This is a genomic window from Kitasatospora putterlickiae (genome assembly GCF_039527695.1).
GTDB classification, from domain to species: Bacteria; Actinomycetota; Actinomycetes; order Streptomycetales; family Streptomycetaceae; genus Kitasatospora; species Kitasatospora putterlickiae.
Map to the genome: position 1 here is coordinate 1 of NZ_BAAAKJ010000355.1, position 10,917 is coordinate 10,917.

Genomic DNA, 10,917 nt, shown 5'->3' on the forward strand with positions numbered 1-10,917 from the left:
CCGGCGTTCCCGGACGCCGGCCCCGGCCCCGGCGACAACGCGGCACGGGGGCCTCCCCCGCCTCCGGGCCCGGGGCGCACCGTTCGGGCGCGCGGGGTTCGACGGCGGCTCCGGGACCGACCGGCGCGGCCCGGGAGTGAGGCCCCGGGGTCCGTCTTCAAGCCCCGCCGTCCGCCCGGACGACGGGCCGGGCGGCTCCCCCCACGGGTGCCTGCGCCGCAAGGCGGAGGTGGCGGTTCCTCCCAGCCGAACGCCAGGGGCGTGCATGCCCAGGCGTCGCAGCCCCGGCGAGGATCCACGAGGCAGGCCCTAGGCTCGGGGTTACCCGCCAGTTCGCCCCGGTCGCCGGAGGTCCCTTCATGAGCATGCCCCCGTTCCTCGCCCTCCCGTCCGGTGCGCGTGCGCTGCGGGTGGTGACGGCGCGCGGGGAGTTCGCGGCGCTGCGGGCCGAGCCCGCCGGGGAGGTGCGCGGCTCGGCGCTGCTGGTGCCCGGCTTCACCGGCAGCAAGGAGGACTTCATCGCGCTGCTGGAGCCGCTCGCCTCGGCCGGCTACCGGGTGACCGCCGTCGACCAGCGCGGCCAGTACGAGACGGGCGGCCCGGACGACCCGGCCGCCTACGCGGTGGCCGCGCTGGGCGCGGACGTACGGGCGCTCACCGCCGCACTGCTGGCCGAGGGCGGCGCCGGGCCGCTGCACCTGCTGGGCCACTCCTTCGGCGGCCAGGTGGTCCGCGAGGCCGTCCTGGCCGAGGCGGCCGCGGGCGCGGGCGGCACGGCACTGCCGTGGGCGTCGCTGACGCTGATGTCCACCGGCCCCGGGGCGATCGACCCGGCCGAGGCGGAGCGGACCCGGCTGCTGATCGACGTCCTGCCCACGATGGGTCTGGAGGAGATCTGGCAGGTGATGCAGCGGATGGAGGAGGACGGCGGGGACCGCGCCCGCCACCCGTCCCCCGAGGTGGCCGGGTTCCTGCACCGCCGCTGGCTGGCGAACGTGCCGCGGGCGCTGATCACCACCGGCGGCCACCTGGTCGCCGCGCCGGACCGGGTGGACGAGCTGGCCGCCGTGCTCGCCGCCGGACCGCCCGCCCTGGTGCTGTCCGGGGAGCGGGACTACGCGTGGCCGGTGCCGGAGCAGACTGCGATGGCCGAACGGCTGGGCGCCCGCCGGGTGGTGGTGGCGCGGGCCGGGCACTCCCCGAACGCCGAGCGCCCGGCCGCCACCGCCGAGGCCCTGCTGGCCCTCTGGGGCTGATCCCGGTGCCCCCGGGGGCGGCGATCGGGGCCCTGCCTGGACGGTCCGGAGAGGCTCCTGGTACAAGGGGGGCGACAAAATTCGTTAGTTGCGGTAATATTTGATTCGGTCCTGGAAACATCGTCGACAGTGCCGTCGGCGTTCCGTCGACGCGATCCATCCGAAACCAGGACTTCACGGACGGGCAACGACCCGGTAGCAGCGCCACCGCGACGTGGTTCACGAGGGGCCACGCGCCTTCGGCGAGCAGGGGGGAGCCCGCTTTGCCGCGACAGCCGTTGGTCGACGACTCGACCCGACGGACCCCGACCAGGCTGATTGCGACTCAGCCACGACCGCCCCGCCCGACGGGGCCAGGAAAGGACAGGCCCATGCGCTTCGAGATCCTCCGACTGGACGACGCCCACGGCAGCGCCACCGACCGCCTCATCGCCGACGCCGAGACCGTCCGCGAGCTCGTCCAGGCCGCCGCCCGCACCGGCGAACGCCTGCTCATCCGTCCGTGCCCGACCGTCTGACCGGGCGCGGCACCCGGGAGCCCGAACGCTCCCCCGCCGCCGATGAGCCCGGCCCGTCCGACCCGGACGTTCCGATACCCGACTGACGCCCCGTCACCGCAGCAGCGGCAACGGGGCGTCAGCGCGTTCGGGCCCGTACCGCGCCCGCGCACCCCGGCGCGCGCCGCCGACGTTTGCCGCCGCCCCCCGCGGGACATTTCCCAACGGGAGCCGCCCGCACCGCGCCCACCGCGCGCCGCGCGGGCACCCGCCACCGACAGGTGCCGCCGAGCCGCCCTCCGTACGGGTGATCGTCCTTGACGCGGCGGTCCGGAGGGAGGAGCGTTGACGGCTATGAGGGGCGAGCCAAGCTGCCCGAGGTGCGCCGGTCGGGTCCGCGCCCCCGGTCTGTTCTCAGACACCTGGCAGTGCGACCGGCACGGCGCCGTGCACCCGATGCAGCCGGTGCTGCCCCCGAGCATCGAGGCGCTCGGTGTCGCCGTCGCCCGCTCGCAGGTCCCCGTCTGGCTGCCCTGGCCGCTGCCGGTCGGCTGGCTGTACACCGGGATCGCGCACGTCGGCGACGACGTCTCGGGCGCCCGGGCCACCGCCGTCGCCTGCGCCGGACCGGCCCCGCTGGGCGGCTTCGGCGAACTGGTGCTGGTGGCCGAGGAACTGGGCGTGGGCCTCGGCGCCCGGTACGCGGGTCTTTCGGGCCCGGACCCGGGCGACTCGGTCGGCCTCTACAAGCCCGCCGACGCCAAGCTGATGGCGGCCGGCCGGCCGACGCCGATGTTCCACGTGCCGGACGCCCCCGCGGACCGGGCGGTGTTCGTCGGCGAGGCGCGCGGCCTCTGGCTCTGGGCGGTGGCCTGGCCGGAGCAGTCCGCCCTGGTGATGTACGACGAGCTGGTGCTGACCGACCTGCGGGAGGCCGGCGCGGAGCTGGACCTGCTGCCCTGCGGGGCCCTCTCCCCCCGGCTGCTCGGCTGAGCGGCCGCCCCCCGGGCACGGCCGCACTATCCTGGGCGTCATCCGCCGGCAGGTCCGTGCCGGCGCCAGCGCCGTCCGGCGCCGACCCCCGAGGAGCACCACCCGTGCGCATCGACCTCCACGCCCACAGCAACGCCTCCGACGGCACGGACAGCCCGGCCGAACTGGTCGCGGCGGCCGTCGGGGCCGGGCTGGACGTGGTGGCGCTGACCGACCACGACACGGTGGCGGGCCACACCGCGGCGGCCGACGCGGTGCACGCGCTGCCGACCGGCACCCGGCTGACGCTGGTCCCCGGCGCGGAACTGTCCTGCGTGGTGGACGACATCTCGATGCACATGCTCGCCTACCTCTTCGACCCGGCCGAGCCCGATTTCGCGGCGGAGCGCGAACTGGTGCGCACCGACCGGTTCCGGCGCGGGCGGGCGATCGTCGAGCGCTGCCGCGAACTGGGCGCGGACATCAGCTGGGAGCAGGTGCGCCGGATCGCCGGGGAAGGCTCGGTGGGCCGTCCGCACATCGCCAGCGCCCTGGTGGAGGCCGGTGTGGTGGCCACGGTGTCGGACGCGTTCACGGCGGACTGGCTGGCCAACGGCGGCCGGGCGGACGTCCGCAAGCACGAGACGGACCCGGTGACGGCGGTCCGGCTGGTCCGGGCGGCCGGCGGCGTGCCGGTCTTCGCCCACCCCGGCGCGGTCAAGCGCGGGCGGACCGTCTCCGACCAGGTCATCGCCGACCTCGCGGCGGCCGGACTGGCCGGGCTGGAGGTCGACCACGTCGACCACGACGAGCCCACCCGGGCCCATCTGCGCGGCCTGGCGGCCGAGTTGGGACTGCTGACCACCGGCTCCAGCGACTACCACGGCGCCCGCAAGACCGTCCGCCTGGGCGAGCACACCACCGACCCGGCCGTCTACGAGGCGATCGTGGACCAGGCGACCGGCGCCAAGCCGATCGGCGGCTGAGCGCCCCCGCCCGGATTCTTGACGCCGGGTCAGTCCAGCCGGACGCCCCGGCGCTCCGGGTCGCGCAGATCGGTGCCGTGCTGGAGCCAGCGCTCCTGCAGCGCCGCCGCGCCGTGCACCCGCTTCCAGCCCGCCTCGTTGGGCGTCATCGGCAGCAGCGGCAGGAAGCGGACCGGGTCGGCCGGCGCGTCCAGCTCCAGGTCCTCCACCAGCCCGCCGGGCTCGGCCGCCAGCACCGAGGTGAACGGCGCGCCGTCCCAGAGCGGGGCGCCCAGGTCCAGCGAGCCGCCCGGGGCCACCACCAGGCCCTCCACCTGCGGCGTCGCGGCGAAGGTGGCCAGCGGGCGGAGCACGCCGTCGCGTCCGCCGCGGATGGTCAGGACCAACTCGGCGCGCGGGCCGCGGACCTGGTCGACGACCGCCGCCGTCGGGTCGGCCATCGGCGCGGCGGACATCCCGAGGGTGGCGTAGCGGACCAGGCCCTCGGCGTCCGGGCCGAAGCGCAGCACCTCGACGCGGTCGGCGCCGAGGAAGGTGACGGCGGCGCGTCCGCTCGGCTCGCCGAAGACGGTGAGCAGCCGGGCCTCGACGGCGGCCAGCACCGCCGTGCGGGAGGGGCCGTGCGGGCTGCCGCCGGAGGGGTCGCCGAAGGGCGGGAAGTCGTGGGCCATGCCGGTGAGCGTAACCCGCGGACCGCGGGCCGTTGGCGCGGCCTTTACGTGAACGCGGGCGCGGCGAAGGCGGTTCGGATGTTAGTGTGAGCGACTGGCTACCGGGGATTTCCGTCCTGCGGGGCAGCGGCGCGAAGGAGGTGGTTGCGGTGGATACCAGCCGACCATGCAGTACCGGCAGCTCTACCCGGCCCGATCGCCTTCCCCGTACCCCTCGACGCGCGGGCTGAAACAGCGGGCCTGAGAGACCTCGGCACTCGCCGTGGCCTCCTCCCCAGCACCGCGGACCCCAGCCCTTCCGTGCGGACGCACGGTGGAACTCCGGTCCGGCCGGGAGAGCACCCCCACCGACGTCCGGCCGTTCCGTTTCCTGTGCCCCGGCAAGGCACCCGGGGGTGGCCGCAGGCGCCGGAGTCCATCGGTGTTCCTCCGCCGTCACACCGCGGCCGTTCGTCGTCGCGCCGTCGTGCGGCGGTTCCTGTCCAAGGGAGCCTGCCATGTCGATGATCAGCAGCCTGCGCGCAGCCGTCCGCACCAACCGCCGCCGTTCCGCGGCGGGCCTGTTCGACTCGATCCACCCGGGCGCGACGCCGTCGGCGGTGGTGGACTGCGCGGTCTACCAGCACGGAAAGCGGCAGGGCGAGACCTGCAGCCCGCGCGAGGCGGCCCGGCTGGTCAAGGCTTCGAAGCAACTGCCGGACGGGGAAGGATCGTTCAGCTGGATCGGGCTGCACGAGCCGACCGAGGCGGAGTTCGAGGGCATCGCGCAGCGGTTCGGACTGCACCCGCTGGCGGTCGAGGACGCGGTGCACGCGCACCAGCGGCCGAAGGTCGAGCGCTACGACGACGTGCTGTTCGCCGTCTTCCGGACGATCCGCTACCTCGACCACGACCAGCTCACCCCGACCAGCGAGGTGGTCGAGACCGGCGAGCTGATGGTGTTCGCCGGGCGGGACTTCGTGATCACCGTGCGGCACGGCGGCCACAACTCGCTGAAGGAGCTGCGGCACCGGCTGGAGGCCGACGCGGACGGCTCGGGGCTGCTCGCCAAGGGCCCGTCGGCGGTGCTGCACGCGATCGCGGACCAGGTGGTGGACAACTACCTGCTGGTCGCGGACCAGTTGCAGACCGACGTGGACGAGATCGAGTTCGAGGTGTTCTCCAACCGGGGCGGCCGGGGGGCGGACGTCGGGCGGGTGTACCAGCTCAAGCGCGAGGTGCTGGAGTTCAAGCGCGCGGTGGCGCCGCTGCTGCGGCCGATGCAGCAGCTGTCGGAGCCGCTGCAGCGGCTGGTGGACCCGGAGATCCAGAAGTACTTCCGGGACGTCGCCGACCACCTGGCCCGGGTCACCGAGCAGGTGCACGGCTTCGACGAGCTGCTGAACTCGCTGCTCCAGGCCAACCTGGCGCAGGTGTCGGTGGCGCAGAACGAGGACATGCGCAAGATCACCGCGTGGGCGGCGATCTTCGCCGTGCCGACCATGATCACCGGCGTGTACGGGATGAACTTCGACTACATGCCGGAGCTGCACCACAAGTACGGCTACCCGATGGTGCTGGGCAGCGTGGTGCTGATCTGCGTCGGCATGTACCGGGGCTTCCGCCGCAACGGCTGGCTGTAGGGCGCCTCCCGGGCCGCCCGGCCGTCCCACGCCGTGCCACGCCGTGCCATGCCGTCCCATGCCGGCACAACGCAGCCCCACGTCGGCACGACGCTGTTACGACGCCGCCCTAGCGCCGGTCGGCGCGGGCGACCAGGACCAGGCCGGCCAGGATCAGCAGCACCGCCGGGTAGGCGGCGACCGGGGGCCACTGGCCGAGCCAGAGCGCGGCGATCAGCGCGGCGCCCGGGGTCTCCAGCAGGATCGCGGTCGAGGTGACCGAGGGGCCGAGGGTGCGCACCACCCGGTTGCTGAGCGAGTGGCCGAGCAGCTGGGCGGTGACCATCAGCAGCACGATCTGCCACCAGACCCCGGCGGGCCAGCCGGACAGCGGCGTCCCGGCGGCCAGGCAGACCACCAGCAGCACGGCCGCCGTGGTGGTGTAGCAGACCAGCGTGTACGCGGTGGTGCTGACGGTGCGCCGCACCTCGGCGCCGAGCAGCAGGTAGCCGGCGGCGGCGAGCCCGGCGGCGAGCGCCAGGGCGTCGCCGGCCAGGGCGCGCGGCGAGAGCGACAGGTCGACGCCGGTGAGCACCAGCACCCCGGCGAAGGCCACGGCGGTGCCCAGCCACACCATCCGGGGCGCCCGCACCCCGAGCAGCCGCATCAGCACGATGGTCCACAGCGGGGTGGTGGTGACCAGGGCGGTCGCGGAGGCCACCGAGGTCATCCGCAGGCTGGGCATCCAGAGCGCGAAGTGGACGGCGAGCAGGACACCGGCCGCCATGGCGAGCAGCAGCGCGCGGCGGGGGACGGCGCGCAGCTCGGCGCGGTGGCGCAGCAGCGCCCAGGGCCCGAGCACGCCGACCGACATGAGGTTGCGCCAGAAGGCGATGGCCAGGGCGGGCGCGGCGGTGGCGCTGATCAGCGGGGCGGAGAGCGAGATCCCGGCGACGGAGACGGCGAGCAGCAGCAGGTCCGTCCTGGGGAGCGGGCGTGCGGGGCCGACGGCTGCGGCGGGTATGGGGGCGGCGACCGCGGCGGGGGCGGCGGTCTCGGGCCGGGCGGCGGGCACGGCGCTCCTCGGGTCGGCGTTGCGGGGCGGGGCAGGTCAGGGGCCGGGTCAGGGCGGCTCCTACGGTAAGGCCCGTGCGCCGCCCATGGAACTGTCGCCCGAACCGTGGACCCTCCCCCGCCCGGCGCAGGCCGTACGCTGTGCGCCATGGACCGTACGCCTGCCGCAGCCGCGACCGCCGACGCCTTCCTCGACCGGGCCCTCCTGGAGGAGGCCGCGAAGAAGTCCGGCCTGCTCTGGGTCCGGGCGGACGGCCAGGAGCACGCGCGGGCGCTCTGGCACGCCTGGCACGACGGCGCGGTGGTGGTGGTCGGCGACGGCGCCGAGCAGCCGCTGCACGGCCTGGCCGGCGGGACGGGCGCCACGGTGACCGTCCGCAGCAAGGACAAGGGCGGCCGGCTGACCGGCTGGCCGGCCCGGGTGGTCGAACTGGCCCCGGGCGGCGAGGCCTGGCTGGGCGCCGTCGAGGAACTGAAGGGCAAGCGGCTGAACGCGCCGGACACCGACACCATGGCCGACCGCTGGGCCCGCGAGTGCCGGGTGCTGCGGCTGGAGCCGGCCGGAGCGGCGGGCGCCGAACTCGCCGAGCGGCCCGGCGCGATGCCGGAGGACCCGCACGTCGCGGCCCCGATGCCCACCCCGGCCACCACCCGCCGCCCGATCCCGGCCGGCCTGCCGAAGCTGCTGCTCAAGCGCCGCAAGGGCTGACACCCCGCCACCCCCGCACCCTCCCCCCGCCGTCCGATTCGCCCGGCTTTCGCCGAGCCTGGTCGGAGATGCCCGAGTAGCCTTGGCCGCGGGGCGTGCCCGCCGCGCCCGACCAGGCGTCGAGCGAGCGAGGGAGTCCAGACGTCCATGGCAGGGCCAGGCAACCGGGTCTTCATCTCGCACCTGTCCGGCATCGCCGTCTTCGACCCGAACGGCGACCAGGTCGGCCGGGTCCGGGACGTCGTGGTCGCGCTGCGGGTCAGCGGCCGCCCGCCCCGGGTGCTCGGCCTGGTGGTGGAGGTGGTCGGCCGGCGCCGGATCTTCCTGCCGATGACCAGGGTGACCAGTCTGGAGTCCGGCCAGGTGATCACCACCGGTGTGATCAACATGCGCCGCTTCGAGCAGCGCCCCGCCGAGACGCTCGTCCTCGCCGAACTGCTGGACCGCACCGTCGCCTGGACCAAGACCGGCCAGGAGGTCACCGTCCTGGACGTCGCGATGACCCAGAGCCGGCTGCGCGAGTGGGAGATCGGCAAGGTCTTCGTCCAGGTCGGCCGGGTCGGCCGGCTGCGCAAGGCACGCGGCGAGTCGCTCACCCTGGACTGGCAGGACGTCACCGGCTTCACCCTGCCCGAGGAGAACCAGGGCGCCGCCAACCTGCTCGCCACCTTCGACCAGCTGCGCGCCGCCGACCTCGCCAACGTCATGCACCACCTGTCCGCCAAGCGCCGCGCCGAGGTCGCCGCCGCGCTCGACGACGAACGGCTCGCCGACGTCCTGGAGGAGCTGCCCGAGGACGACCAGGTCGAGATCATCGGCAAGCTGAAGGACGAACGGGCCGCCGACATCCTGGAGGCGATGGACCCCGACGACGCCGCCGACCTGCTCTCCGAGCTGCCCGGCGACGAGGCCGAGCGGCTGCTCCAGCTGATGGAGCCGGACGAGGCCGAACCGGTGCGCCGGCTGCTGACCTACGAGGAGAACACCGCCGGCGGTCTGATGACCACCGAGCCGATCGTGCTGGAGCCGGACGCCACGGTGGCCGAGGCGCTGGCCCGGGTGCGGGTCTCCGACCACAAGCCGGCGCTGGCCGCCCAGGTCTTCGTCTGCCGCCCGCCGAACGAGACCCCGACCGGCAAGTACCTGGGCACCGTGCACTTCCAGCGGCTGCTGCGCGAGCCCCCGTACACCCTGGTCGGCTCGCTGGTCGACGACGACCTCGACCCGCTGCCGCCGGACACCCCGCTGTCGCTGATCACCAGCTACCTGGCGACCTACAACATGGTCGCCGCGCCGGTCGTCGACGACGCGGACCACCTGGTCGGCGCGGTCACCGTGGACGACGTGCTCGACCACCTGCTGCCGGAGGACTGGCGGGAGGCCTCGCTGCACGGCGAACCCGCCGACGAGAGAGAGGTGACCGGTGGACGCTGACCGCAAGGGCCGGCGGGACGAGTCCCCGCGCCAGCGGCTCCAGGGCGAGCTGCGGGAACTGCGCCAGCTGCGCGAGCTGCGCGCCCGCGAGGGCGGCGCCCGGGACCGCCGCGCCGAGCCCGCCGCCACCGGCCCGGGCCCGCGCAGCCGGCTCGACCAGCCGCGCACCGCCCGCCCCGGGCTGATCACCCTGCCGTCCTACGACCCGGAGGCCTTCGGCAAGCTCTCCGAGCGGATCGCCCGCTTCCTGGGCACCGGACGGTTCCTCGTCTGGATGACGGTGGTGATCATCCTCTGGGTCGCCTGGAACACCCTGCTGCCCGGCGCCGCCCGGTTCGACGACTACCCCTTCATCTTCCTGACCCTGATGCTCTCCCTCCAGGCCTCCTACGCGGCGCCGCTGATCCTGCTGGCGCAGAACCGGCAGGACAACCGGGACCGGGTCAACATGGAGCAGGACCGCGCCCGCAGCGACCGCAACATCGCCGACACCGAGTACCTGACCCGCGAGGTCGCGGCGCTGCGCCAGGGCCTCGGCGAGGTCGCCACCCGGGACTTCGTGCGCTCCGAACTCCAGGCGCTGCTCAAGGAGATCGACGAACGCCGGGAGGCCCCCGAGATGCTGTGACCCGCGGCACGCTACCGACCGGTTATGCACCCCGCGCGGCGCCGTACCATCAAGGCATGGCCAACGAGACAGAGGTCGCGGCCGGCGCCACGGAGGAGTCCGTGCGCCAGGCGCTGGCGACCGTCAACGACCCGGAGATCAACCGCCCGATCACCGAGATCGGCATGGTGAAATCGGTCGAGATCGGCGAGGGCGGCGCCGTGCGGGTCGCGGTCTACCTGACCGTCTCGGGCTGCCCGATGCGCGACACCATCGTCACCCGGGTCCGCGAGGCCGTCGGCCGGGTCCCCGGCGTGACCGGCGTCGAGGTCGAGCTCGACGTGATGAGCGACGAGCAGCGCAAGGAGCTCTCCCAGCTGCTGCGCGGCGGCGCCCCCGAGCGGGAGATCCCGTTCGCCAAGCCCGGCACGCTGACCCGCGTCTACGCGGTCGCCTCCGGCAAGGGCGGCGTCGGCAAGTCCTCGGTGACCGTCAACCTGGCCGCGGCGATGGCCGCCGACGGCCTGAAGGTCGCCGTGGTGGACGCCGACATCTACGGCCACAGTGTGCCGCGCATGCTGGGCGTCGAGGGCCGGCCCACCCAGGTCCAGGACATGATCATGCCGCCGCAGGCGAACGGCGTGAAGGTCATCTCGATCGGCATGTTCACCCCGGGCAACGCCCCGGTGGTCTGGCGCGGCCCGATGCTGCACCGCGCGCTCCAGCAGTTCCTCGCCGACGTGTACTGGGGCGACCTCGACGTCCTGCTGCTGGACCTGCCGCCCGGCACCGGCGACATCGCCATCTCGGTGGCCCAGCTGGTCCCCAACGCGGAGATCCTCATCGTCACCACCCCGCAGATGGCCGCCGCCGAGGTCGCCGAGCGGGCCGGCACCATCGCGGTGCAGACCCACCAGAAGATCGTCGGCGTGATCGAGAACATGTCCGGCATGCCCTGCCCGCACTGCGACGAGATGATCGACGTCTTCGGCACCGGCGGCGGCCAGACCGTCGCGGACGCGCTCACCCGCACCGTCGGCGCCACCGTCCCGGTGCTCGGCTCGATCCCGATCGACGTCCGCCTGCGCGAGGGCGGCGACGACGGCCGCC

General features: G+C 74.6%; 11 protein-coding genes. 9 read left to right on the forward strand and 2 right to left on the reverse strand.

Annotated features, from left to right (window positions below; translation table 11 throughout):
* Positions 1 to 359 precede the first annotated feature (359 nt).
* The 4 genes from ABD308_RS32495 (at position 360) to ABD308_RS32510 (ending at position 3,711) form a co-directional block, all read left to right on the forward strand.
* Positions 360 to 1,256 (forward strand): alpha/beta fold hydrolase, encoded by an 897-nt coding sequence (locus ABD308_RS32495; RefSeq protein WP_344343076.1) that lies wholly within the window; start codon positions 360 to 362, stop codon positions 1,254 to 1,256.
* Positions 1,257 to 1,627: 371 nt separating this feature from the next.
* The gene (locus ABD308_RS32500) at positions 1,628 to 1,774 is read left to right on the forward strand and encodes a hypothetical protein (protein ID WP_344343078.1); all 147 of its coding nucleotides are present in this window, start codon (positions 1,628 to 1,630) and stop codon (positions 1,772 to 1,774) included.
* Between the two features lie 333 nt (positions 1,775 to 2,107).
* Positions 2,108 to 2,746, forward strand: coding sequence for a DUF6758 family protein (locus tag ABD308_RS32505; RefSeq protein WP_344343080.1), 639 nt, complete (start codon positions 2,108 to 2,110; stop codon positions 2,744 to 2,746).
* A gap of 104 nt (positions 2,747 to 2,850) precedes the next feature.
* Positions 2,851 to 3,711: a PHP domain-containing protein gene (locus ABD308_RS32510; protein WP_344343082.1), complete on the forward strand. Its 861-nt coding sequence runs from the start codon at positions 2,851 to 2,853 to the stop codon at positions 3,709 to 3,711.
* A 29-nt stretch (positions 3,712 to 3,740) separates the two neighbouring features.
* On the opposite strand, the gene ABD308_RS32515 is transcribed toward ABD308_RS32510, so the two are convergent.
* Entirely contained in the window at positions 3,741 to 4,382 is a 642-nt protein-coding gene (locus ABD308_RS32515; RefSeq protein WP_344343084.1) for a suppressor of fused domain protein, read from the reverse strand.
* Between the two features lie 497 nt (positions 4,383 to 4,879).
* On the opposite strand from ABD308_RS32515, the gene corA reads away from it, so the two are divergent.
* On the forward strand, positions 4,880 to 6,004 hold the full coding sequence (gene corA / locus ABD308_RS32520; protein WP_344343086.1) for a magnesium/cobalt transporter CorA: 1,125 nt from the start codon (positions 4,880 to 4,882) through the stop codon (positions 6,002 to 6,004).
* 109 nt (positions 6,005 to 6,113) lie between these two features.
* On the opposite strand, the gene ABD308_RS32525 is transcribed toward corA, so the two are convergent.
* Complete coding sequence (locus ABD308_RS32525; RefSeq protein ID WP_425554903.1) at positions 6,114 to 7,058, reverse strand: DMT family transporter; 945 nt, start codon at positions 7,056 to 7,058, stop codon at positions 6,114 to 6,116.
* 147 nt (positions 7,059 to 7,205) lie between these two features.
* On the opposite strand from ABD308_RS32525, the gene ABD308_RS32530 reads away from it, so the two are divergent.
* The 4 genes from ABD308_RS32530 to ABD308_RS32545 all read left to right on the forward strand — a co-directional run.
* Positions 7,206 to 7,766, forward strand: a complete 561-nt coding sequence (locus tag ABD308_RS32530) for a pyridoxamine 5'-phosphate oxidase family protein (protein ID WP_344343088.1) — start codon at positions 7,206 to 7,208, stop codon at positions 7,764 to 7,766.
* Positions 7,767 to 7,913: 147 nt separating this feature from the next.
* Complete coding sequence (locus tag ABD308_RS32535; RefSeq protein ID WP_344343090.1) at positions 7,914 to 9,200, forward strand: magnesium transporter MgtE N-terminal domain-containing protein; 1,287 nt, start codon at positions 7,914 to 7,916, stop codon at positions 9,198 to 9,200.
* Positions 9,190 to 9,828: a DUF1003 domain-containing protein gene (locus tag ABD308_RS32540; RefSeq protein WP_344343092.1), complete on the forward strand. Its 639-nt coding sequence runs from the start codon at positions 9,190 to 9,192 to the stop codon at positions 9,826 to 9,828. The genes ABD308_RS32535 and ABD308_RS32540 overlap by 11 nt, the downstream gene beginning before the upstream one ends.
* Positions 9,829 to 9,884: 56 nt before the next feature.
* Positions 9,885 to 10,917, forward strand: a 1,033-nt coding sequence (locus tag ABD308_RS32545; protein WP_344343094.1) for an Mrp/NBP35 family ATP-binding protein, incomplete at its 3' end; no start/stop codon positions are given.

Bases quoted from the DNA above. Each gene is read 5' to 3' on its own strand.
- ABD308_RS32505 (WP_344343080.1), top strand. From the start codon at position 2,108: ATGAGGGGCGAGCCAAGCTGCCCGAGGTGCGCCGGTCGGGTCCGCGCC.
- corA (WP_344343086.1), top strand. From the start codon at position 4,880: ATGTCGATGATCAGCAGCCTGCGCGCAGCCGTCCGCACCAACCGCCGC.
- ABD308_RS32535 (WP_344343090.1), top strand. From the start codon at position 7,914: ATGGCAGGGCCAGGCAACCGGGTCTTCATCTCGCACCTGTCCGGCATC.
- ABD308_RS32500 (WP_344343078.1), top strand. From the start codon at position 1,628: ATGCGCTTCGAGATCCTCCGACTGGACGACGCCCACGGCAGCGCCACC.
- ABD308_RS32515 (WP_344343084.1), bottom strand. From the start codon at position 4,382: ATGGCCCACGACTTCCCGCCCTTCGGCGACCCCTCCGGCGGCAGCCCG.
- ABD308_RS32495 (WP_344343076.1), top strand. From the start codon at position 360: ATGAGCATGCCCCCGTTCCTCGCCCTCCCGTCCGGTGCGCGTGCGCTG.
- ABD308_RS32530 (WP_344343088.1), top strand. From the start codon at position 7,206: ATGGACCGTACGCCTGCCGCAGCCGCGACCGCCGACGCCTTCCTCGAC.